19 protein-coding genes are annotated in these 22,491 nt (G+C 51.3%); 15 read left to right on the top strand and 4 right to left on the bottom strand.

The window, feature by feature from the left end; all coding sequences use genetic code 11:
* Positions 1–82 precede the first annotated feature (82 nt).
* Positions 83–2,179: a formate hydrogenlyase transcriptional activator FlhA gene (gene flhA / locus J3L11_RS09635; RefSeq protein WP_207570853.1), complete on the bottom strand. Its 2,097-nt coding sequence runs from the start codon at positions 2,177–2,179 to the stop codon at positions 83–85.
* Positions 2,180–3,263: 1,084 nt separating this feature from the next.
* On the opposite strand from flhA, the gene J3L11_RS09630 reads away from it, so the two are divergent.
* The 13 genes from J3L11_RS09630 to fdhF all read left to right on the top strand — a co-directional run bounded on the left by J3L11_RS09630 (position 3,264) and on the right by fdhF (position 17,500).
* Positions 3,264–3,893 (top strand): 4Fe-4S dicluster domain-containing protein, encoded by a 630-nt coding sequence (locus tag J3L11_RS09630; RefSeq protein ID WP_189617095.1) that lies wholly within the window; start codon positions 3,264–3,266, stop codon positions 3,891–3,893.
* Positions 3,890–5,914: a hydrogenase 4 subunit B gene (hyfB, locus tag J3L11_RS09625; protein ID WP_242695174.1), complete on the top strand. Its 2,025-nt coding sequence runs from the start codon at positions 3,890–3,892 to the stop codon at positions 5,912–5,914. The genes J3L11_RS09630 and hyfB overlap by 4 nt, the downstream gene beginning before the upstream one ends.
* A gap of 10 nt (positions 5,915–5,924) precedes the next feature.
* Positions 5,925–6,875 carry a respiratory chain complex I subunit 1 family protein gene (locus J3L11_RS09620; RefSeq protein WP_278250731.1) on the top strand — a complete coding sequence of 317 codons (951 nt, stop codon included), beginning with the start codon at positions 5,925–5,927 and terminating at the stop codon, positions 6,873–6,875.
* A gap of 15 nt (positions 6,876–6,890) precedes the next feature.
* Entirely contained in the window at positions 6,891–8,330 is a 1,440-nt protein-coding gene (locus tag J3L11_RS09615; protein WP_189617093.1) for a hydrogenase 4 subunit D, read from the top strand.
* Between the two features lie 12 nt (positions 8,331–8,342).
* The gene (gene hyfE, locus J3L11_RS09610) at positions 8,343–8,993 is read left to right on the top strand and encodes a hydrogenase 4 membrane subunit (RefSeq protein WP_133039419.1); all 651 of its coding nucleotides are present in this window, start codon (positions 8,343–8,345) and stop codon (positions 8,991–8,993) included.
* A gap of 5 nt (positions 8,994–8,998) precedes the next feature.
* Positions 8,999–10,609, top strand: coding sequence for a hydrogenase 4 subunit F (locus J3L11_RS09605; RefSeq protein ID WP_189617092.1), 1,611 nt, complete (start codon positions 8,999–9,001; stop codon positions 10,607–10,609).
* On the top strand, positions 10,602–12,332 hold the full coding sequence (locus J3L11_RS09600; protein ID WP_207570852.1) for a hydrogenase large subunit: 1,731 nt from the start codon (positions 10,602–10,604) through the stop codon (positions 12,330–12,332). Before J3L11_RS09605 ends, J3L11_RS09600 begins: the two co-directional genes overlap by 8 nt.
* A gap of 18 nt (positions 12,333–12,350) precedes the next feature.
* Positions 12,351–12,899: a formate hydrogenlyase complex iron-sulfur subunit gene (locus tag J3L11_RS09595; RefSeq protein ID WP_189617090.1), complete on the top strand. Its 549-nt coding sequence runs from the start codon at positions 12,351–12,353 to the stop codon at positions 12,897–12,899.
* Positions 12,896–13,669: an NADH-quinone oxidoreductase subunit B family protein gene (locus J3L11_RS09590; protein ID WP_207570851.1), complete on the top strand. Its 774-nt coding sequence runs from the start codon at positions 12,896–12,898 to the stop codon at positions 13,667–13,669. Before J3L11_RS09595 ends, J3L11_RS09590 begins: the two co-directional genes overlap by 4 nt.
* Positions 13,666–14,070 carry a formate hydrogenlyase maturation HycH family protein gene (locus J3L11_RS09585; protein WP_133039424.1) on the top strand — a complete coding sequence of 135 codons (405 nt, stop codon included), beginning with the start codon at positions 13,666–13,668 and terminating at the stop codon, positions 14,068–14,070. Before J3L11_RS09590 ends, J3L11_RS09585 begins: the two co-directional genes overlap by 4 nt.
* The gene (hycI, locus tag J3L11_RS09580) at positions 14,063–14,566 is read left to right on the top strand and encodes a hydrogenase maturation peptidase HycI (protein WP_207570850.1); all 504 of its coding nucleotides are present in this window, start codon (positions 14,063–14,065) and stop codon (positions 14,564–14,566) included. Before J3L11_RS09585 ends, hycI begins: the two co-directional genes overlap by 8 nt.
* Positions 14,567–14,756: 190 nt before the next feature.
* Positions 14,757–15,302: an electron transport protein HydN gene (hydN, locus tag J3L11_RS09575; RefSeq protein ID WP_133039426.1), complete on the top strand. Its 546-nt coding sequence runs from the start codon at positions 14,757–14,759 to the stop codon at positions 15,300–15,302.
* A 20-nt stretch (positions 15,303–15,322) separates the two neighbouring features.
* Positions 15,323–17,500: a formate dehydrogenase subunit alpha gene (gene fdhF, locus J3L11_RS09570; RefSeq protein ID WP_207570849.1), complete on the top strand. Its 2,178-nt coding sequence runs from the start codon at positions 15,323–15,325 to the stop codon at positions 17,498–17,500.
* Positions 17,501–17,629: 129 nt separating this feature from the next.
* Here the strand turns inward: fdhF and J3L11_RS09565 are convergent, their stop codons facing one another.
* Positions 17,630–18,742, bottom strand: coding sequence for an iron-containing alcohol dehydrogenase family protein (locus J3L11_RS09565; protein ID WP_207570848.1), 1,113 nt, complete (start codon positions 18,740–18,742; stop codon positions 17,630–17,632).
* Positions 18,743–19,070: 328 nt separating this feature from the next.
* Here J3L11_RS09565 and J3L11_RS09560 point away from each other — a divergent pair, with 328 nt between their 5' ends.
* Together J3L11_RS09560 and J3L11_RS09555 are read left to right on the top strand one after the other, a co-directional pair.
* Positions 19,071–19,271, top strand: a complete 201-nt coding sequence (locus J3L11_RS09560; protein WP_207570847.1) for a hypothetical protein — start codon at positions 19,071–19,073, stop codon at positions 19,269–19,271.
* A 133-nt stretch (positions 19,272–19,404) separates the two neighbouring features.
* A complete protein-coding gene (locus tag J3L11_RS09555; protein WP_207570846.1) occupies positions 19,405–20,058 on the top strand; it encodes a thiol:disulfide interchange protein DsbA/DsbL in 654 nt (217 codons plus the stop codon).
* 80 nt (positions 20,059–20,138) lie between these two features.
* Here the strand turns inward: J3L11_RS09555 and J3L11_RS09550 are convergent, their stop codons facing one another.
* Together J3L11_RS09550 and J3L11_RS09545 are read right to left on the bottom strand one after the other, a co-directional pair.
* Entirely contained in the window at positions 20,139–20,750 is a 612-nt protein-coding gene (locus J3L11_RS09550; protein ID WP_207570845.1) for a Yip1 family protein, read from the bottom strand.
* Between the two features lie 146 nt (positions 20,751–20,896).
* Complete coding sequence (locus J3L11_RS09545; protein ID WP_207570844.1) at positions 20,897–21,829, bottom strand: AEC family transporter; 933 nt, start codon at positions 21,827–21,829, stop codon at positions 20,897–20,899.
* Positions 21,830–22,491 lie beyond the last annotated feature (662 nt).

Genomic DNA, 22,491 nt, shown 5'->3' with positions numbered 1-22,491 from the left:
TGTGAGGCGTGCCCACGCTGAGCGATATTCAATGCCGTGTTAGCCAGGCTGGAAGCTCCCCGTGCAACGTGAAGGTTATTGGCTATACCAGCGCGGTTTCTTTATCGATCCCCAAGCGTTTCATGCGCGACAGTAGGGTGGTGCGTTTCAAACCGAGTTTGTGCGCTGCACCTCGCGGCCCAGCAACAATGCCGTTAGTTTCCTGCAACACGGCAACAATCCGCTGGTATTCGTCGTCTTCTTCGGCATTACGCTGTGGTTGCGGTTCGTAAGGGCTTAGCTGTAGTTCCTCTTCGGCTTCAAACAGGCCCAGTTCGGGAGGTAGTTGCAACACATGACCAGTGGTCAGGAGTACCGCCCGTTCAATAACATTCTGTAATTCACGAATATTACCCGGCCAGTCCATCTCCTGCAGTTGCCGCAACACCCTCGATGGGATGCTGTCGATGTTGCGCCCCATGTGCTTGCTGGCGCGGAACACAAAGTACTTTGCCAAGTGCGGAATGTCGTCGCGACGTTCACTTAACGGTGGCAAGCGGATAGGAAATACATTGAGACGGTAGAACAGATCAGAACGGAATTCCTTATCTGTCACCATCTGTTTCAGATCGCGATTGGTAGCCGCGATCAGGCGCACATCGACATTGATCAGCCGGTTGCCGCCAACCCGCTCAAACTCTTGTTCCTGTAATACTCGTAGCAGTTTAGGTTGCAGCTCCAGCGGCATATCACCGACTTCATCAAGGAACAAACTGCTTTGATGTGCCAGTTCAAAGCGCCCCATACGTTCTTTACTGGCGCCGGTAAAAGCACCTTTTTCATGGCCGAACAGATCGCTTTCCAGCAAGCCTGCGGGCATGGCGGCGCAATTCATTTTTATCATGCGTTTGCCGTTACGGGGACTTAGGCGGTGGATGGCACGAGCAAACACCTCTTTGCCTGTTCCGGTATCGCCGAGTAACAGCACACTGCAGTCGGTTTTCGCCACCAGCTCTACTTGCTTCAATACTTCAGTGATGGCTTTACTCCGGCCAATAATTTCATCAAATTGCTGATGGCTGAGACTCTCCACTTGTTCACTGAGATAGTTATTCTCCTGCACCAGATTATCTTTCAGGCGGTTGATTTCCTGGTAGGCTCGCGCGTTATCTACGGCGATGGCCGTGCGCTCGGCAACTTGTGCCAGCAACTGCAAGCGCGAACCTTGGAAACACGTTTCGTCAGCCTGCGCCAGCTTCAGCACGCCTAACACTTGTCCGGCAAATTTTATGGGGATCAGACACAGCAGGTGTGAATCTGCTGGCCACAGATTAAATAATTGGGTTTCGTTACAGGCCAGAGGATCGTCCTTTGACAATTGTCGTAACAGGATTTCGCCACTGTCGAGCACTTGTTGGCAAATACTGCGTGAAGCGCTGATATGGATCTGAGCTTCCTGTGGTTTGCCGGGCTGCACGAAAAAGGCGTTATAAAGCGTCAGATTGTTAGGGTCCGTTTCTGGCAAACATACGCTGATGGCGTTAATCCCAAAGTAACAGTGAATTTCTCTGGCGATTTTATCCACCAGCGATTCGACACTACGCTCGGTGATAACGGCGTTGGTGACATTGACCAGCACGTGGAAGTCATCGCGTTCTTCACACAATTGCCCTTGTTCAAAATTCAGTGCCAGCCGTGACTGCAGGTGTTCCAGCGCAATACCGATAGATTCGGCCACCAGTTCCAGATGGGCAATGTCGTCGTCTGTGAACTGCCCGGTATCATGGCGAGTGATCTCCAATAATCCCATGAGTCGGTGATGGTTCAGGATAGGCAGGGCCAGATAATCACCAAATGGCTGGGGACGGATGCTCACACTTAAACGCGGATAGCGTTGACGGTAGTCTTCACAACTAAGATGCAGCACCGTTCTGGATGCTTGCACTATGCGTAACGGGCCGTTTTGCAGTAAGGAGGCTTCGTCAAAACTGCGGATGCTGCCATCATCAGCTTCGAGGTAAAGCCGTGGTACTGCCATCGGGCCATCCACTAGCACCGAACAGTCATAGGGTAATCCTATTTCAACAAAATGCTGATTCAGGCTCTGCAGCATAGTATCAACACTGGCTTGATCCAGCAGTTGATGCGTCAGCCTCAGGCAGCTTTTCTGTTCACTAAGGTATTGAAATCGCTGTGCCATAGTTCCAAATTCTATTACAACAACATAAAGGCCATTGTGCCGAGACAGGGTTGTTTTTGACAGCTGTCACTCGGTACACAGCGCATCCATGCAGTTCGCTAAGACGGACGATTTATTAAAACATATTCTCATCTATCAAAATGCGATTACATCCCAACTCTCCAGGGGTTCCTGACGTAATTGCAGTGTTAGTCACAAACTACCTGAATTATATGAATTAGGGCAAGCCAGCCTGGTTGGCGAAGTAACTGAATGGGTCATTATGGCCTGCAATGTTGTTGGCTTGCTGGCATGTGAACCGGGTAAAGAAAATGGTGAAAGCATCTGTATGGGAATGTTGCATAAAAAGTTTTCCTTAAGGCGCGGTACGCCCTCGTTATTATTAGTTTGCCTAGCGAACCACCGCAATTTCGTCGGCTACGCCTTGGATAAGACGTCACACACTTTTTACGATCATCAGTTTGTGCCGATCACTGCAAAACCACAGCGGTTAATTAACCGCATTTCTCCCCAAGGAGCGGTAAATACGCGGTGTTGCTAACTCGAAATACCGATGACCAGTGCGGTGTATCTCAATATGTTCCTTCAACATGGCAGCGCGGTTGGCATAGAAGTATTCGTTGCCATTACCACCACTTTTCCTTATCTGGCGCGTTAGCACATATAGAACTCAGCAAAAATAGTGCCAGCCATACCATTGAGTTAACCGCAGGTTATCAAGCGGTGTCACTACTGTCGAATTCAGCTAGTGTCGAAGCTCAATTGAACGTTATGTTACCCCGGAATTTATTGCAACTATATGAAATTAAACGGTTAAAAAATATTTTTCGCAGTTGGCGCAGAAAATGCTCACTAGGGACATTGGTCAGCCATTTGGGGTGGCCGTTTAACCGGAGCATTGCTCGCCGGGATGCAGGTCAGACGATCAGCAATATAGCCCGATACGCGCAAAGCCCCGCTTCATGGGAAGTTGTCCCGGTTTTTAGCTCAGGGTTACAGGTGTCGACAGATCTGTCAGTGGCAGCTAAGTCGTCAAAAGTGACGAAATGGGCTCAAGGTGGGATCAAGTGCTTAGAGAGAGTATATGAACCGTTTTGTCATTGCCGATCCGCAACTGTGCATCGGCTGCAATACCTGCATGGCGGCGTGTTCAGAGGCACACCGGCTACAAGGGTTACAGACCGAACCAAGACTGGTGGTGATGCGTAGTGCTGAAGAATCAGCGCCACAGATGTGTCATCAGTGTGAGGATGCCCCTTGTGCCACTGTGTGTCCCGTCAACGCTATCCGCCGTGAGGATGAAGCCATCGTACTCAACGAAAGCCTGTGTATTGGCTGTAAGCTGTGTGCTATTGCCTGTCCGTTCGGTGCCATTACCCTCAGTGGTTCTAAACCACTGGATATTCCATTGGATGTCTGCACGCCTTTGGCGGCTCCAGCCCCACGTCCCCCTCGTGCCATCAGCCCGCTATTGGACTGGCGACCTGGGATACGAGCTGTTGCGGTGAAGTGCGACTTGTGTAGCTTCCGGCCGGAAGGCCCCGCCTGCATTGATACCTGCCCGACCAGTGCCATTGTACTGGTGAGCGACGCGGAGCTTGCTAAAGCGTCGGCGCGTAAACGGCAGTTGGCGTCGCTGCCCAATTCCGGGAGCTGGCATGCTCAGTCTGCCACTGGCACTGTTGCTGCAACTGATGAGGGGCAAAAATTATGATGACGCCATTAAGCTGGTTGGGACTCTCGTTGGCGCTCTACATGGTTGGCGCCCTGTTGTCGCTACTGTTGTGCCGCAATGAGGCACTGGCGATTCGTGTGAGTGGCTTACTGTCGCTCGTCGGCGGGATTGCTGGGGTTATCGCAGCGTTGCCAGTACTGCTAGACGGAGAGGTTATCACTGCCGATTATGCCGGACCTTTTGCGGCGTTTGCGCATCTGACACTGCGACTGGATATGCTGGCAGCGTTTATGGTGCTGGTCATTTCCATTCTGGTGGTGGTGACTTCGCTATATTCATTCGCTTACCTGCAGGAATATCGTGGAAAAGGTGCCTGGGCGATGGGGTTCTTCATGAACCTGTTTATCGCTTCTATGGTGGCGCTGGTGGCTGTAGATAACGCCTTCTACTTTATCGTGTTGTTTGAAGCGATGTCTCTTAGTTCCTATTTCTTGGTGATCTCGGAGCAGGATGATGAAGCGGTAGGGGCAGGGTTGTTGTACTTCTTTATCGCCCATGCGGGATCTGTGCTGATCATGCTCGGTTTCTTCCTGCTGTACCGTCATGCGGGAAGCTTAGATTTTGCCGCCTTCCGTGAAGCGCATTTGCCCGTCGGTGAAGCGTCTGCAGTGTTCTTGCTAGCGTTCTTTGGCTTTGGTGCCAAAGCTGGGATGCTGCCGCTTCACGGGTGGTTGCCTCGCGCTCACCCGGCTGCGCCTTCTCATGCATCCGCCTTGATGTCTGGGGTGATGGTGAAGATAGGGATCTTCGGTATCATCAAGGTGGGCATTGATTTGCTGGGGGCGACCGAAGTGTGGTGGGGCGTAGTGGTGCTGGCCTTCGGCGCCGTCTCCTCCGTACTCGGTGTGTTGTATGCACTGGCCGAGCACGACATCAAACGTCTGCTGGCTTATCACACCGTTGAAAACATCGGCATCATCCTGATGGGCGTGGGTGCCGGGATGATAGGGATTGCCACCCATCACCCATTGCTGGCGCTACTGGGATTGCTAGGGGGATTGTATCACCTGATCAACCATGCGCTGTTTAAAGGCTTGTTATTCCTCGGCGCTGGCGCGGTTATCTACCGCACCCACACCAAGGATATGGAGCAGATGGGCGGACTTGCCAAACTGATGCCGCGGACAGCGGTGGCGTTCCTCATCGGCTGTATGGCAATTTCCGCACTGCCGCCACTGAACGGTTTTGTCAGTGAGTGGTTCACTTATCAGTCCCTGTTCACCATGAGCCACGACGGCAGTGTGGGCCTAAAACTGGCAGGTCCGGCCGCTATCGTCATGTTGGCGATTACCGGGGCGCTGGCCGCCATGTGCTTCGTCAAAGTGTATGGTATTTGCTTCTGTGGTGCGCCGCGTAGTGAAAAAGCTGCCAATGCCCGTGAAGTGCCTTTCAGTATGACCAGTGCCATGTGGCTACTCGCCATTCTGTGCGTACTTCTGGGGGTGGGTGCCGCCGTGGTTGCGCCAGTGATCACCAATATCGCTGCGCAACTGAGTCATACCTCGGCCATTGCGATGGCCAGTGGTGCCAGCGTGTTCCCGGGCGATGTGACTCAGACCAGCCTTAACACACCGTTGCTGTTTATCTTGCTGCTGGCGCTGCCGTTGTTGCCGCTGATTATCTACAGCGTCAAAGGTGGCAGTGATCGACTGCGCTTTACCCGCCGTGGTACGCCTTGGGCTTGTGGTTATGGCTACGAGGCCAAAATGGCCTTGTCTGCTGGAAGTTTTGCGCAGCCATTGCGGGTGTTGTTTGCGCCGCTCTATCGCTTGCGTAAGACACTCGACCCTGCGCCCATGTTGCAACGGTCTCTAGCTGCCACTACTGACGCAGCTGCCAAAGTTGAACCAGTCTGGGATGAACATCTGGTATTGCCAGTTGTGAGTGGGGTGCAACGACTCAGTCGTCTGGTGCAGTGGATCCAGTATGGCGATTTTCGTGCCTACTGCCTGTATGTGGTCGCAGCGCTGGTTGTGCTGTTGATCGTCACCATGGCCTAAGGAGTAGAGGATGATGATGCAAAATTCCTTGGTACTGGCACTGATTGCAGGACTGCTGCAAGCGGTGTTGTTAATGGCCGTGTCGCCACTGTTGTCAGGCCTGTCGCGGGTGATCCGCGCCAAGATGCACAGCCGCAAAGGGCCCGGTGTGTTGCAAGAATACCGCGATATTATGAAATTGCTCACCCGCCAGGAAGTTGCGCCTAGCAACTGTGGTGGGGTATTCCGGGTGATGCCGTTTGTGCTGCTTGGCACCATGTTGCTGGTGGCAATGACCTTGCCGCTAGTGACTCAGGTATCACCGATGGCGGCGGGTGGTGATGTGATCACCTTACTTTATCTGTTCGCGGTTTTCCGTTTCTTCTTCTCGCTAGCAGGGCTGGATTCTGGCAGCACCTTTGCCGGTATTGGTGCCAGCCGTGAGCTGACGCTGGGGATCTTGGTGGAACCCATTCTGATGTTAGGTCTGCTGGTGGTGGCGCTGATAGTGGGGTCTACCAATATCAGCAATATCAGCAGCACCTTGGCATCGCAGCAATGGGCAGCCCCAACCGCTACTGCCATGGCGCTGCTGGCCTGTGCCTTCGCCGTGTTTATCGAGATGGGCAAAATCCCGTTCGATGTGGCCGAAGCCGAGCAGGAACTGCAAGAAGGTCCGCTATCTGAATACTCTGGTGCCGGTCTGGCGCTGGTGAAATGGGGCATCAGCCTCAAACAGGTAGTGGTTGCCGGATTGTTTCTCGCCATCTTCGTGCCGTTTGGTAAAGCCGACACCCTCACTGTTGCCAGCCTGTTGCTAGGAACCTTGGCCTTTGTGGTCAAGCTGGTACTGGTGTTTGTGGTGGCCGCCGTGATTGAAAATACGCTTGCCCGTGGTCGTTTCCTGTTGACCGGACGGGTGACCTGGATGGGCTTCGGCGTTGCGGCGCTGGCGTTCATGTTCTATCTGACCGGGCTATAAGGAGTCAGCATTCTTATGGAGAATATTGCGCTTGCGACCATGCTGCTGCCGTTTATCGGCGCACTGTTGATCGCTTTGATGCCACAGCGACACGCCAAGGTGCTGTGCACGCTGTTCGCGCTGCTGGCCACTTTGGGTATGGCGGCTCTGGCCTACGCCTATCTGGACAGCGGTAAAACCGATGTGACGTTCACCCTATACAGTTATGGGCATACCCAGCTGTTTGGTTTTGTGATGGATCGCGTCAGTCTGTTGATTGGTTTTGCCGTGGTGTCCCTCGGCTTTCTGATCAGCCTTTATTCCTGTGGTTATCTCACGGTTGGCAACCGGGAACATCCGCACGAAGGCAGTAATCGTTATTATGCCTTGTTGCTGGTGTTCATCGGGGCGATGGCGGGCTTGACGTTGTCATCCACCATCCTCGGACAACTGTTGTTTTTCGAAATCACTGGCGGCTGTTCTTGGGGGTTGATTGGCTACTATCAGAGTCCCAAGTCATTGCGTTCAGCTTTGAAAGCCTTGCTGGTGACTCACATCGCCTCTGTTGGTTTGTATCTGGCGGCGGCTTGGCTGTTTGCCAAAACCGGGACTTTTGAGCTAACGGCTATCAGTCAGCTCAGTGATGCCGACAAGCTGGTGGTGTTCGGCGGTGTACTGTTTGCAGCCTGGGGTAAATCAGCACAACTGCCACTGCACATGTGGTTGCCAGATGCGATGGAAGCGCCAACGCCAGTCAGTGCCTACTTGCATGCTGCTTCCATGGTGAAAGTGGGCGTTTACATCTTTGCCCGCGCCATTATGTCGGCGGGGACTGTGCCTCATGAAATCGGGGTAGTCGGCGCGGTAATGGCAACCATCACTATGGTGTATGGCTTCCTGATGTATCTGCCGCAGAAAGATATGAAACGTCTGCTGGCCTATTCCACTATTGCGCAGTTGTCTTACATCTTTCTGGCACTGTCACTGTCCATCTTCAATTCGAAAATGGCCTTTGATGCCGGTATTGCTTACATCTTCAACCACGCTTATGCCAAGAGCTTGTTCTTCCTTGTGGCTGGTGCCCTCAGTTATGCCTGTGGCACCCGTATGTTGCCACAGTTGAAAGGCCTGTTGCGTTGTATGCCGCTATTGGGCATTGGCTTCTGTGTGGCGGCAATGGCGATTGCCGGGGTGCCACCGTTTAACGGCTTCTTTAGTAAATTCCCGCTGTTTGCGGCGGGCTTTGAACTGAGCCATGAGCACTGGTGGCTGTTACCGCTGTTGATTATTGCGCTGATTGAATCGGTCGCCAGTTTTGCCTGGTTGCTGTTGTGGTTCGGTCGTACCGTGCCCGGTGAACCCTCAACTGAAGTGGCTAATGCGTCCGCGGTGCCAATGTCGATGAAGATAGTGCTGGTGGTGTTGATTGTGATGTCGCTGATCTCCAGCGTTATTGCGGCAACCTGGCTGGCGTAAGGGAGAAATCATATGACTGGAACATTGCTTGTCAATAACCTCGCCGGGCTGATGATTGTCACCTCCATGCTGGTGATTGCTGCGAAAAAACCGACGCTATCCGCCGGTCTGTATGCGCTGCAGTCGTTGGTGTTGGTGGGTATTTTCATCACGCTGGCGAATATGTTCGGGGCCCATGAGTTGTATATGTGGTCCATCAGTGCCTTCATTACCAAGGTGGTGCTGGTGCCACTGATCATGTATCGCGCCTTTTGCAAACTGGCAGATCCTAAAGCTGATGGCGGTGTTATTAGCACGGCGGCACTGTTTATGATCGCTGCCGCGATTGTGCTGGTGAGCTATTTTGCGGTGCAGCCGGTACAACTGCCAATGCTGACTGAGCTCAAGCCGGTGCTGGCGGTGTCGCTAGGGCATTTTCTTATCGGGCTGCTGTGTATTGTCAGTCAGCGCAATATCCTCAAGCAGGTGTTTGGTTACTGTCTGATGGAGAACGGCGCACATCTGACCCTCGCTTTGCTGGCACATGGTGCCCCAGAACTGGTGGAAATCGGCATTGCTACTGATGCCATTTTCGCCGTGATCATCATGGCGCTGATGGCGCGGCGTATATACCGCACCATGAACACTCTTGATGTTCAAAAACTGATCTCATTGAAAGGGTGAACAACATGGCTACATTGGATCTTTTTATCACCCTGCTGGCCATTCCACTCGTGACCTCGCTGCTGGCGTTTGCCTGTCGTCTAACTGGCGACGGCTCGCAAAAACTGGTCACTATGGTGCATGCTATCGGCAGTACCTTGCTACTGGTCACTTCACTGGTGGCCGTGTGGACCGTCTATCGTCAGGGCGAATTACTTGCCGCCCATAACTGGCTGCATCTTGATGGACTGAGTGCGCTGTTTCTGGCCATTCTCGGTATCATCGGCTTTATTACCGGTATCTATTCCATCGGTTATATGAACCATGAAGTCGATGATGGTGAAGTCAGTGTCGGCTCACTTTGCAGCTACTACGGCTTTTTCCATCTGTTCCTGTTCACCATGCTGTTGGTGATCACCAGCAACAATCTGATTGTGATGTGGGCGGCGATTGAAGCCACCACCCTCAGCTCAGCGTTTTTGGTGGGGCTTTATGGGCAGCAGTCATCACTGGAAGCGGCCTGGAAATACATCATCATCTGTACCGTAGGGGTGGCGTTCGGTCTCTACGGTACTGTGTTGGTGTACTCCAATGCGGCCAATGTGATGGCCAATCCAGGCGATGCGATCTTCTGGACCGAAGTGCTGCATCATGCGGGTGAACTGGATAGTACGCTGATGCACCTGGCGTTTATTTTCGTGCTGATCGGTTTTGGGACTAAGACGGGGCTGTTCCCCATGCATGCTTGGCTACCGGATGCTCACAGTGAGGCGCCAAGCCCTACCAGTGCGTTGCTGTCAGCAGTATTACTGAACTGCGCGCTGCTGGTGATTGTGCGTTATTACATTCTGATTAGCGCTGCCATTGGTAACGAATTCCCACAGCGGCTGCTGCTGATATTTGGCCTGTTGTCCGTGGGCGTCGCCGCTTTCCTCATTTTGGTTCAGCACGACATGAAGCGTCTGCTGGCCTATTCCAGTGTGGAAAACATGGGGCTGATTGCGGTGGCCTTAGGGATCGGTGGCCCGCTGGGCATTCTGGCCGCCATGCTGCACACCTTGAACCACAGTCTGGCAAAAACCCTGCTGTTTTGTGGCTCAGGCAACGTCCTTTTGAAATATGGTACCCGCGATATGAATGCCATTAAAGGGTTGTTGCGGGTGGCGCCTTTCTCGGGGGCGTTACTGGCGGGCGGTGCCTTGGCTCTTGGCGGCATGCCACCATTTAACGTCTTCCTCAGTGAGTTTATGACAGTCACCGCAGGTATTCATGCTGGTCACTTGTGGTTGGTATTACTGCTGCTGGCACTGCTGACCATTGTGTTGGCGGGACTGGTACGGATGGTAGTGATGTCGGTGCTGGGTAAGCAGCCTGACAATGTCAGCAAAGGTGAACTTGGTTGGCTGACGACAGCGCCGCTGGCGTTGCTACTAGCGCTGATGTTGCTGATGGGCACCCATATTCCACAACCGGTGACACAGTTGCTGCAACAGGCCACCACCATTGTGCTGAACGGTGATAAAGCCGGTGAAGCCGAATTGCGGGCGCTGTCGGTACCGGGTATGTCAACTACCGGGGCTGTCAGCACCACCGCTTCTCAATCAACCCCTTCCCAGCAGGAGATGTACCGTGACTAATCAAAACACTGTTGCCAATGCCGACCATAAAGCCGCCGGTTATCTGGCCCGGGTCAGAGCACAGTTTCCAAACGCCGTTCTGGAAGAGGAAAGACAGACTCAGGATCAGGTCACCATTACCGTAAAAACCGGATTATTGCCGGAAATTGTGGAATATCTGTATTACCGCCAGGGGGGCTGGTTGAGTGTGCTGTTCGGCAATGATGAACGCACATTGAATGGCCATTTTGCCGTGTATTACGTGCTGTCGATGGAAGCGGGTGAAAAGTGCTGGATTGTGGTGAAGGTGTTGGTGGATGCCAATACGCTCGAATATCCGGCGGTTACGCCACGTGTGCCTGCGGCCGTGTGGGGCGAGCGCGAAGTTCGTGATATGTACGGCCTGCATCCAGTTGGACTGCCGGATGAACGGCGCTTGGTACTGCCAGATGACTGGCCAGAAGATCTGTTCCCGCTGCGTAAAGACAGTATGGATTATCGCCAGCGTCCCGCGCCGACAACGGATCGCGAAACCTATCCGTTTATCAACGAACTGGGGAGCGACAAAAACCGCATCGTGCCCATCGGCCCACTGCATGTGACTTCTGATGAGCCGGGACACTTCCGTCTGTTTGTGGATGGTGAACGTATTATCGATGCTGACTACCGTTTATTTTATGTGCATCGAGGCATGGAAAAACTGGCGGAAACCCGTATGGGTTATAACGAAGTGACCTTCCTGTCGGATCGGGTTTGCGGTATTTGTGGGTTTGCCCATAGCACAGCTTACACCACCTCGGTTGAAAACTCGCTAGGCATTAAGGTGCCAGCGCGGGCACAGATGATCCGCGCCATTCTGTTGGAAGTGGAGCGGTTACATAGCCACCTGCTGAATCTAGGCTTGTCCTGCCACTTTACCGGTTTTGACTCTGGGTTTATGCAGTTCTTCCGCGTGCGTGAAGTGTCCATGAAAATGGCCGAAATTCTCACCGGCTCCCGCAAGACTTATGGTTTGAACCTGATAGGCGGGGTGCGTCGCGACTTACTCAAAGATGACATGCTTGCCACCCGTAAACTGGCGCAGGAGATGCGCCGTGAAGTGAACGACCTGGTCGATGTGTTGCTGAGTACACCCAACATGGAAGAACGTACCGTTGGTGTCGGCATTCTTGACCCGCAAATCGCCCGCGATTTCAGTAACGTTGGTCCTATGGTACGTGCTAGTGGTCATGCCCGTGACGCTCGTGCCGATCATCCGTTCGTGGGTTACGGTCTGTTACCGATGCAAGTTCATAGCGAACAGGGCTGCGATGTGTTGTCGCGCCTGAAAGTGCGCATTAATGAGGTTTATACCAGCCTCAATATGATCGATTACGGGTTGGATAATCTGCCTGGTGGGCCGTTGCAGGTGGATGGTTTTACCTATCAGCCACATAAGTTTGCACTGGGCTTTACTGAAGCACCGCGTGGCGATGACATCCACTGGAGTATGACCGGAGATAACCAAAAGCTGTTCCGCTGGCGTTGCCGTGCGGCGACTTATGCCAACTGGACTACGCTGCGCTATATGCTGCGGGGCAATACGGTCTCCGACGCACCGCTGATTATTGGCAGCCTCGACCCTTGCTACTCCTGCACTGACCGCGTCACTTTTGTTGATGTCAACAAGCGCTCTAGCAAAACCGTGTCCTACAAAGAGGTGGAACGTTACGCCATCGAGCGTACCAATTCCCCGCTGAAGTAGTCTGCCAAGGAGTCAATTATGCTGAAATTTTTGAAAAAGGCGCTGCAGACTGGCGTGGTTACCGGCACAGATCCGCTGACCCCACCAGAGGTAGACAAAAACTTTCGCGGCAAACCTGAACAGGACCCGTCCCAGTGTATCGCCTGTGCGGCCTGTATGAATGCTTGCCCGGCGAATGCGCTGACGGTGCAAACCAATCTGGTTAGCGGTATGCAAGAGTGGTCATTGTTCCTCGGTCGCTGCATCTTCTGCGGTCGCTGTGAAGAAGTTTGTCCAACCCATGCCATCGTGTTGACGCAAGAAGTACAGATGGCGGTGTGGCGTAAAGAGGACTTGTATCAGAAGTCAGCGTTTCCGCTGGCAACTTGTGCTGAGTGCGGTAAACCGTTCGCCGTCGCTAAAGAGTTGCAATACGCCGAAGATCTGTTGATGGCAACTGGCCAGTTCGAAGATCGTGAGGCGCTGCATCAGCAGCTTCACACCTGCCCGCATTGTAAACGCGCGCACAATATCACCCAGTCACAGCGCATCAATCTGAGCCGGTTATTACGGGAGCCAGTGCTATGAGCTTAACTTTACCAGACACACGAGATGCCAACGGTATGCCTATTCCACTGACCGTGGATGAAAGCATCGCTAAGATGAAGGCATCTTTGCTGAAAAATATAGGTCGTTCGGCTTATGTTTATCGCGTTGATTGCGGGGGGTGTAACGGCTGTGAAATTGAGATTTTTGCCAGCATTTCCCCCCTGTTTGATGCTGAACGTTTCGGCATCAAGGTGGTGCCATCTCCGCGGCATGCCGACATCTTGTTATATACCGGTGCGGTCACTCGTGCTATGCGCGTACCAGCTTTAAGAGCCTATGAGTCTGCGCCGGATCCCAAAATCATCGTTTCCTACGGCGCCTGCGGTAACAGTGGTGGTATCTTCCATGATCTCTACTGCGTCTGGGGCGGTACCGACAAAATCGTACCTGTGGATGTTTACATTCCGGGGTGCCCGCCAACGCCGGCGGCAACCTTGTACGGTTTCGCTATGGCACTGGGACTGTTGGAGCAGAAAATTCACGCCCGTGAACCCTCTGCCATCGACAGTCATCCAGCCCAGCTTCGCCATCCGCAAGTGGCACCACAACTTCGGGTTGCAGTAGAGCGTAAGGCGCGTGAATTAGCGGGTTACCGTTACGGACGGCAGATTGCCGATAAGTATCTGGAACTGCTGATAACGCCCGACAGCGATGCGGCTGTGGCGCAGTATCTGACCATGCAGAGCGACCCACGGCTGAATGAGATCATCGGTCAATTACAACAGGTTACAGGAGCACTACGGGCATGAGCGAATCGGTTACCTTTTTCATCCTCAATCAGAAGTTTGTCGATGACAAGGATGCCAAACCAGAATCGCAACAGCTGGTGTATTACGGTCTGGCCATCGGCCATCACTTAGGGGTGATTGACTGTTTTAAACCCGCATTAACTTGTCCATTGGAACGTTATCAGGAATGGCTTGCTGCCATTCCTGACGAGCAGGCCCGTCAGAAACTGGCGGGCATTCCTAAGTATGGCGAAATCGTGATCAACAGTACTCATGTGGTGATGCTGGCCAAGGGATTGGCGGCAATGGATGACACTGTCGATAGCGAGATCCTGCACTGGCGCGATCAGCTGATGACTATGCTGGAGATGATCCAGACCGAAACTGCAATTCACCTGATCGTCAGGAGGCTCCATGACTAAAGCAAACCCGGACACCGACCGCGCAGCCAAAGTACTGCTGTGTGTTGGTAACAGCATGATGGGCGATGATGGTGCTGGCCCCTTACTGGCTCAGCAGTTGGCCGACAGGCCGATTTATGGCTGGCAAGTAGTGGACGGCGGCAGCGCCCCGGAAACCGAAACCGTACATATTCGCGCATTGGCACCCAGAGTGTTGGTGGTGGTGGATGCGACTGAAATGGGCCTCAATCCCGGAGAAATTAGGCAAATTGACCCTGATTGTATTGGTGAAATGATGCTGATGAGTACCCATAGCATGCCGCTCAATTATCTTATCGATGATTTACGTGAGGCGGTGGATGAAGTGGTAATGATTGGCATCCAGCCAGACATCGTCGGTTTTTGTTATCCCATGACGCCAGCGGTCAGCCAAGCTGTGGCGGCGCTGTACCAGATGTTTTCTGACAACAATTGGCGGCAGATCCCGCAGCTGAGTGTCGAGGGTGAGTGCTGCTGACACTCGACAGTTTTGTCGAAGTGACGTGACGACAGTGCCGTGAATTTTGGTCTTAGTCTTATGTTCTTTATGTAACCTAATGTTTTTAAATGGGAAAAATAGTTGGCTTGAATTATGTATTAAAGCCATAGAGTGTGTAGGTGCTTTGTAATAACAGGTAACAAGAGCCTGTGGAAAACCGGAGAGTATTATGAATCGTTTTATTCTCGCTGATGCCAATAAGTGTATCGGCTGCCGCACCTGTGAGGTAGCCTGCGCTGTTGCCCATCGCCCAGACGGGGACGTGACTGGTGTCAGCGCCGTAAACTTCAATCCCCGTATCCACGTTGTAAAAGGGGGTGACATCAGTACTGCGACAGCGTGCCGTCAGTGTGAAGATGCTCCCTGTGCTAACGTTTGTCCCAATAACGCTATTCGCCGCGAACATGGCTTTGTGCATGTGCTGCAGGATCGCTGCATCGGTTGTAAAACCTGTGTGGTGGCCTGTCCGTACGGCGCCATGGAAGTGGTAACCCATCCGGTGGTGCGCAATACCGGCGCTGCCGTTAATGTCCTGGTTGAAAAAGCCCAGGCCAACAAGTGCGACCTTTGCTACACCCGCCCACAAGGGCCGGCTTGTATCGAAGTTTGTCCGACAGAAGCACTCAGATGTATTGACCGCAATGAACTTGAGGCCATGAGTGCTGAAAAACGCCGCCGCGCCGCACTGGACGCCGGGGCTCAGCTCTACTCTTAAGCTGGTAAAGGTAGATAACTATGGAAAAAGCAACCGTTGTATGCCCGTATTGCGGTGCGGGATGCAAGATGAATCTGGTGGTGGATAACGGCAAGATTATCCGCGCCGAGGCCGCAAATGGCTACACCAACCAAGGGGAATTGTGCCTCAAAGGCTATTATGGCTGGGACTTTCTCAACGACACCAAACTGCTGACTCCGCGTTTGCGCGAGCCAATGATCCGTCGCAGCAAAGGGGCACCCTTTGAAACTGTGTCCTGGGATGAAGCAATCAAATTTGTCGCTAAACGTTTTTCTGAAATCAAACAGAAGTTTGGCCCTCGTTCCATTATGACCACAGGATCTTCACGTGGTACTGGTAACGAAACCAACTATGTGATGCAAAAATTTGCTCGCGCAGTGATCGGCACTAATAACGTCGATTGTTGCGCTCGAGTCTGACACGGCCCATCCGTCGCAGGTCTGCGCGCTACACTGGGCAACGGCGCTATGAGCGTCTCGTTGGACGATATTGAAAATTCAAAATGTTTGTTTGTGTTCGGTTATAACGGCGCGGATTCTCATCCGATTGTGGCTCGGCGTATTGTCAAAGCCCGCCAGAAAGGCGCCAAAATTGTGGTGTGTGATCCACGTAAGATTGAAACCGCACGCATTGCTGACCAGTTCCTGCAGTTGCACAACGGCAGCAACATGGCATTGATCAACGCCTTTATTTATACCCTGATCGAAGAAGAGCTGTATGACAAAGAGTTTGTCGCCAAATATACCGAAGGCTTCGATGGTCTGTGGGATGTGGTGAAAGACTATGCTCCGGAAGCTGTAGAAGCAGCGACTGGCGTACCGGCAGCGCAGATCCGTCAAGCGATGCGTACTTACGCTGGGGCCGAATCCGCTGTCATTATGTGGGGTATGGGGGTAACACAGTACGGTCAGGGCACTGAAACCGTTAAAAGTCTGGCGGCGTTGGCATTGCTCACTGGCAATCTAGGCCGTGCCGGGGCTGGGGTAGCGCCTGTCCGAGGACAGAATAACGTCCAGGGGGCTTGTGATATGGGCGTGCTGCCGGATCTGTTCCCAGGCTATCAGTCCGTAGCCGACCCGGCTATCCGCGAGAAATTCGCCAAAGCCTGGGGTATTGATCCGGCGCAGATGGATCCTGAACCTGGGGTGCGTTTGTCACTGGTACCGCACCTAGCAATGGAAGGCAAAGTCAAAGCCTACTACATCATGGGTGAAGACCCGATGCAGACCGAAGCGGATACCAGCTCAGTGCGTAAAGGCTTGGAAGCACTGGATTTGTTAGTGGTACAAGACATCTTTATGACCAAGACCGCCGAAATGGCCGATGTGATTTTGCCAGCCACCTCTTGGGGTGAGCATAGCGGTGTCTATACCTGTTGTGACCGTGGTTTCCAACGTTTCTATAAGGCAGTGGAACCTAAGTACAACGTTAAACGTGACTGGGAGATCATCTCGCTGATAGCGACTGAGATGGGTTACCCAATGCACTATGACAACGATCAGCAGATATGGGACGAACTGAGAGAACTGTGTCCAATATACTACGGTGTGACCTACGAGAAGATGGGCGAACTGGGGCATATTCAGTGGCCGTGTCCGACACTGGAGCATCCAGGAACACCGATTTTGTATACCGATTTGAAGTTTACTGCAGTTGCTTCTGGTAAGGGACAGCTGCTGACTCATCAGTGGCGTAAACCGGCGGAGCTGACAACACCGGATTACCCGCTGGTACTGAGTACCGTTCGTGAAGTGGGCCATTACTCTTGCCGCTCGATGACAGGTAACTGTGCGGCGCTGAAGGCACTGGCAGATGAACCGGGGTTTGTGCAGATCCATCCAGATAATGCACGGCAACTGGGGATCCAGGACCAGGCACTGGTTTGGGTTGAGTCACGTCGTGGTAAAGTGATTACCCGCGCCAACTTTAATGAACGCGTCAATCGCGGAGCCGTGTACATGACTTACCAATGGTGGGTCGGTGCCTGCAACGAACTGACACAGGAGAATATGGATCCGGTCACTAACACGCCGGAGACTAAATACTGTGCCGTAACCCTGAAATCGATTGACGATCAGAACTGGGCAGAAAGCCATGCGGAGCAGATTTATCAGGATCTGAAGGCGCGTCTGCGCAGTGTGGTAGAGAATGCCAAACCGGCAGCCGTGGCGATGTAGTTGCCACAACATGTTGTTTGTTATGCGTTAACACGTTAATACTCACACTTAACTTTTGGGGACAGTTTACTGTCCCCACTTTTTTGGTCTCGACGGACATTGACGTTGCCGCGTCGTTTTTCCGTAACATTACTTTGCTAACTGTCCGAGACGATCGGTTTCAACAATCGCTTCAATGAACTTTTCTTTCGTAGGTGTCCCAGGGGCATGGCGCCATTCAATCACCGATGCGGCTTTATCGGCAATAATTGGTAGGTCATCTGTGGTTAAATCGATATCAGCCAAGGTGATAGGCAGCCCCAAAGATTTATTAAAGGCTAAAATCCGGTTAAATTCGGTATCATTAGCATCATATTTCAACAAACACAGCACACCGAAAGCGACGATTTCACCATGTAAATGTGACTCACATGCCGGGATCAAGGAACTGCCGTAATACACACAATGCGCCAGTGAACTGTTGTAGTAATACTGGTCGGCCGGGGCAATTTGATCGCTGATATGCACTGTGCAGTTGGACACAATCCCCGTGAGCATGATGATATCCAGTACCACTTCTTCTAGCTCCGCAGAAACTCGATGACTGCGGCAGTCTGCCAGCGCCTTTTTAGCGTGCTTCAGCAGTGGTGCGGTGCAGGTTTTGGCAACGCCTAACCCTAATTGGGGCAGATGTGACAGTTGCTTGTCGCGGCAGCAATACGCCACTTCATACTCTTTGCTTAAGGCATCGCCTATCCCTGCCCAGAACAACGATACTGGTGATTCAGCAATAATCTGGGTATTGATAAAGGTATGTAGTGGCGGATGATTTTGATAAGCGTAGTCCTTGAACGAACCATCCTCATGATACATAACGCTTAACGAGGTACAAGCGGCACAATTTGATGCCAATGTTGGAAAGGTAAACACGGGTTTATCGAGCAAGGCGCCCAAGACTTTTACCGTATCACAGGCGCGTCCACCACCGACAGCAAAGATCATATCCGCCTGCTGCACCAGTGGGTCAGCTTGTAGACGCTGGACATTTTCCATAGTCGCATTGCCACCATACCAGAGAAAGCCTAACAATGTGATTGCTGTGTGTTCGACACTGTCGCTCAGGGCCTGCCGCGCTTTGGACATGGCAATTTTGCCACCCACCACCACGGCCTTTTTGCCATAGGGGGCTGTGATATAAGCAATTTTGTCGTAGGCATCTGCGCCAACGGTATAGTTGGGAAGGTAAATGGTCTGGTTTGACATCGTTGGATCCTGTTTACGCACTCATTTTTGATGAATAACTATTGATAATGCTTTGACAGTAATACACTTTTTATCTGCCGATGTCATAAAAATTGTGAGGGTTCAACCGCCAGATATTCTGTTAATAACGCTATACGGATGATAAATATCCACGGCTAAGATAATGTGAGAGTAGGCGTCAACAAGTCAGCATTTTTTGTGATGACGATGCGGAAGTAACCGAGATCATGGCTTACATCGTGGCGTTTAGCCGGTGTCGTTGTAGGTTAATAATCTTTTTATAACAATTGGTTAATCCAATTTATAGGCAGAGTGAGGCGTCATCAACATGAAATTCCTGCTCGTTGTGATTGGTTTCATTATGGTTAGCGGTTGCAGTTGGCATGGCACTCGTGTGGGGGCTCAAGTTTCGCCACATGGCACGGCCGTGGTGGTTAACGGTAAAACGAAAGATGGCGATATCAAGGTATCTGATATCCCTAAAACGGAGCATCCGTTAAGCAACAGCAAAGGAGCTGGTAAATCGTAATTTGCTACTGCGGTATTTGGTAGAGTTAACAGAAGTTAATGTTTTAACGGTGTTTGTTGCTGGTATTACGCAATATCTTTAGGCACTATTTCAGACATTTGATAACAGGTATTTTGCAGGGAATAACGTGGTAATGAAACGTCGTATGTGGCTATTGGCCAGTGTGTTACTGGCTGGGATGAGTGTTGTGGTGGGCACGAGTGCCGAAACGCTGCAGTTTAAAGAAGGACAGGATTACATCACCGTAAATCCAGCCGTCAAAGCGCCAGGCGTGAAGGCTCCGTATGTTATTGAATATCTGTGGCTGGGGTGCCCTCATTGTCAGGCGATGAATCCTATCGTCGAGAAATATGAACAGGCTAACCCTAAAGTAACATTTGTGCGCCGTCCTGCTATCGGGCGCGATCGCTGGGTGTTTGATGCGCATGTGTTCTACGCACTGGAGCAGAGTGGTAACAGCAAACTCGTCTATAAAATCATGGCGTTTTATCATGATTTTGCAGCATCTGAGCGGCGCTTACCGGATAGAGTAGATCTCAAATCGTTCCTAGTGGAGCACCACATTGATGCCGACAAGTTTTATAGGGCGATGGATAGCGATGCCACGTTAGACAAACTATCGCTAGCCTTTAAAGATCAAGACAGCCTTGGCATTAAAGGTGTGCCCGCATTTCTGGTAGGTGGTAAGTATATCGTTAATCTTACTTCCATCACACATGCTAAAGATCCAGAGGCCTATTTTGCCGCGCTGGTAGATTATCTGTTGACGCAAGCCGGAAAAAATTAAGGTGGCGATACGTGCTATAAGCAAGGGACAACATTATGTTGTCCCTTGTCATTTCGATAGCCAAGCCACCGTGACGAGCGTTAGCGGAAGAAATGCCAGATAACACTGTTTTCTGACCCCATGCTCCACAGCAGCACGACCACTGCCAACAGCACTTCCAGTACCAGCACTCCCACGCCCAGTGTAACGCCCGACAGGATAAATCCTTGCTTGTGGCTGATCCCTAAAAAGCTTGGTGTTCCGGTATATAACAGATAGGCGGTATAGAGTACCCCAACAATCAACGCTAGCAAGCACAACCAGAACACCGGATAGATGGCAAATATACCGCTGAGAAACATCGGCGTGCCTACATAGCCAGCAAAAATAATGCAGTCTTTACGACTCGGTCGATTTGGGATATTTCGCGCTAACCAGTGCAGCAGGCTACCGACAACTCCCACCGCCAATAGTATCAGCGCATAGAAAGCTATCCCTAACGCTAAACCATTTAGCGTGGACACTTTGAAGGATTCTTCACCACCATATGTCCAGCCGAACTGGGTCGTGCCAATAAATGAACTCAATACCGGAATTGCCGCCATCCACAGTGTATGGTGTGCATACATGTGGCCAATGGTTTCGTGCTCAGCATTGATATTGTGCCATTCGTGTTCGGGATGCAGCATGAGTCCCCATACATGATTACTCATAACAGACCTCTCAGCTTTTTGCAGCGAAATGCTAATTACTGCTTAAAAATTGATCTACATCAATAAGTGTAGTCAGTGTGTCTGAAGAAGTGCAATTGAAGATAAAACCATGCGCTTGCGGTGTTTCCCATCACCTCACTTGTTTGTCAGATTATCCCAAAATACGTCAATGTGCCGAATGCGGCTGCGGTTATCGGTAGCGATACCAGTGTGGTTACTGCAATGATACTAGCGGCGAGCCGATGATCGCCACCAAGATACCGTACCATCACGTAACTTGCCGCCGCGGTAGGCGCGATAGACAGTAGCAGCACTATGCCTAGATTCATTCCCCTAAATCCCATCAAATAGGCCGATAACACCATAAAGCCAGGATACAGCAGACACTTGCACAGGGTACTGATACCTATGTTGAACCAGTCTGCACTGAAAGAACGGAATTGCAGCGAGGCTCCAGTGCAAATAAGCGCTAGCGGCAGCGTTAGTTGCGAAAAATATTTACCGGTTCGAATCAGCACCTCCGGTAGCTGGATTTGCCAGTAAGAGATAGGTAACGCCAGCAGAATGCCGATAATCAGCGGATTTGTGACAATGCCTTTAATGTGTTGCCGTACGGAACGCTTACCGTCCAGATAGAAATTCAGGACGAACACAGACAGCACATTAAACAAAATGGTGATACATCCCAGGTATACCGAGGCCGCAGCGAGTCCGTCATTGCCATAGGTATTGGTACAATAGGCAAGCCCAATAATGCCCATATTGGCGCGAAAACTGCCCTGAGTGACCACGCCCCTGGCGTTGGGTGGTGATACAGTGAAATGGCAGAACAGCATCAATAATAGGAAAAAGGCCAAGGTTGCTATCGCGCCAGTCAAGATAAGCCTGAAATTCGCGGCATGGGAAAAATCTGCCTGACTGATAGACAGAAATAGTAACGCTGGCAGTGCCGCATTAAACACCAACTTGGAACCCGCCTCGATAAACCCTTCATTGAGCATTTTTATGCGGAAAAACACCCACCCCAGTAACAACAGAATGAGCACAGGCAACAGCGTATTAGTGATAAAACCAAACATCAGGATCCCTTTAGTGGCAATGTGGCTCGGTATAAGCTTCCATCGGTGAATAGTGACATCATATCAAAGGCTTCTAGAGTTAATAGCCAAGCAATGTTGGTTTTGATCGGGGTAGCTAACGCTTTATTCATCGCTTTAACGCATTTGCACTTGGGTTGCGACCACTTTTACAAATCGGTAATGGTGAATTTTGGCCGTCAAAATCTGTATTATCAGGAACGATTCATGCTGAGATAGAACATCAGCGGTGCGTATGATTATCCCCGATAACTCCTAGTATTTGATAGTAAATCTTATGGATTTTTCAGTTGGCTGATTTCTTTGAGAGTGGCATTTTTCAAGATAATTTATCAATTGCTACTTCAATATGAACGAAAATAATAATGTGATATTTCAATTGATATTGCCTTGAAAAATATACTTGAGCTATTTACATCGGTATTGACGTAAATATTGTGTATTAGGAAATTATTCATGTGGTGATGTACAAAACACTGCAAATTGGGAATGGTTATCATTTATCCTGTATACATTTTAACCGTCATTCCGCAGCTAATTCCAGAATTTAAATAGCGTGATCTGGCGATCAGTTTTTCATAAAAACCACGGCACCATCTTGACCGCGATCGACAGTTTTGATCTATTGCTGCTATTTGACGGTC

The organism is Shewanella sp. 4t3-1-2LB (assembly GCF_017368415.1).
GTDB lineage: Bacteria > Pseudomonadota > Gammaproteobacteria > Enterobacterales > Shewanellaceae > Shewanella > Shewanella fodinae.
The sequence above is the reverse complement of the archived record's forward strand: the minus strand, read 5'-3'. Positions and strand labels throughout refer to the sequence as shown.

What these genes read in the sequence shown, in the direction of transcription:
- J3L11_RS09590 (WP_207570851.1), top strand. Translation starts at nt 12,896, where the DNA reads ATGAGCTTAACTTTACCAGACACACGAGATGCCAACGGTATGCCTATT.
- hycI (WP_207570850.1), top strand. Translation starts at nt 14,063, where the DNA reads ATGACTAAAGCAAACCCGGACACCGACCGCGCAGCCAAAGTACTGCTG.
- J3L11_RS09630 (WP_189617095.1), top strand. Translation starts at nt 3,264, where the DNA reads ATGAACCGTTTTGTCATTGCCGATCCGCAACTGTGCATCGGCTGCAAT.
- hydN (WP_133039426.1), top strand. Translation starts at nt 14,757, where the DNA reads ATGAATCGTTTTATTCTCGCTGATGCCAATAAGTGTATCGGCTGCCGC.
- hyfB (WP_242695174.1), top strand. Translation starts at nt 3,890, where the DNA reads ATGATGACGCCATTAAGCTGGTTGGGACTCTCGTTGGCGCTCTACATG.
- J3L11_RS09615 (WP_189617093.1), top strand. Translation starts at nt 6,891, where the DNA reads ATGGAGAATATTGCGCTTGCGACCATGCTGCTGCCGTTTATCGGCGCA.
- J3L11_RS09605 (WP_189617092.1), top strand. Translation starts at nt 8,999, where the DNA reads ATGGCTACATTGGATCTTTTTATCACCCTGCTGGCCATTCCACTCGTG.
- flhA (WP_207570853.1), bottom strand. Translation starts at nt 2,179, where the DNA reads ATGGCACAGCGATTTCAATACCTTAGTGAACAGAAAAGCTGCCTGAGG.
- J3L11_RS09620 (WP_278250731.1), top strand. Translation starts at nt 5,925, where the DNA reads ATGATGATGCAAAATTCCTTGGTACTGGCACTGATTGCAGGACTGCTG.
- J3L11_RS09585 (WP_133039424.1), top strand. Translation starts at nt 13,666, where the DNA reads ATGAGCGAATCGGTTACCTTTTTCATCCTCAATCAGAAGTTTGTCGAT.
- J3L11_RS09560 (WP_207570847.1), top strand. Translation starts at nt 19,071, where the DNA reads ATGAAATTCCTGCTCGTTGTGATTGGTTTCATTATGGTTAGCGGTTGC.
- hyfE (WP_133039419.1), top strand. Translation starts at nt 8,343, where the DNA reads ATGACTGGAACATTGCTTGTCAATAACCTCGCCGGGCTGATGATTGTC.
- J3L11_RS09550 (WP_207570845.1), bottom strand. Translation starts at nt 20,750, where the DNA reads ATGAGTAATCATGTATGGGGACTCATGCTGCATCCCGAACACGAATGG.
- J3L11_RS09565 (WP_207570848.1), bottom strand. Translation starts at nt 18,742, where the DNA reads ATGTCAAACCAGACCATTTACCTTCCCAACTATACCGTTGGCGCAGAT.
- J3L11_RS09595 (WP_189617090.1), top strand. Translation starts at nt 12,351, where the DNA reads ATGCTGAAATTTTTGAAAAAGGCGCTGCAGACTGGCGTGGTTACCGGC.
- J3L11_RS09545 (WP_207570844.1), bottom strand. Translation starts at nt 21,829, where the DNA reads ATGTTTGGTTTTATCACTAATACGCTGTTGCCTGTGCTCATTCTGTTG.
- J3L11_RS09555 (WP_207570846.1), top strand. Translation starts at nt 19,405, where the DNA reads ATGAAACGTCGTATGTGGCTATTGGCCAGTGTGTTACTGGCTGGGATG.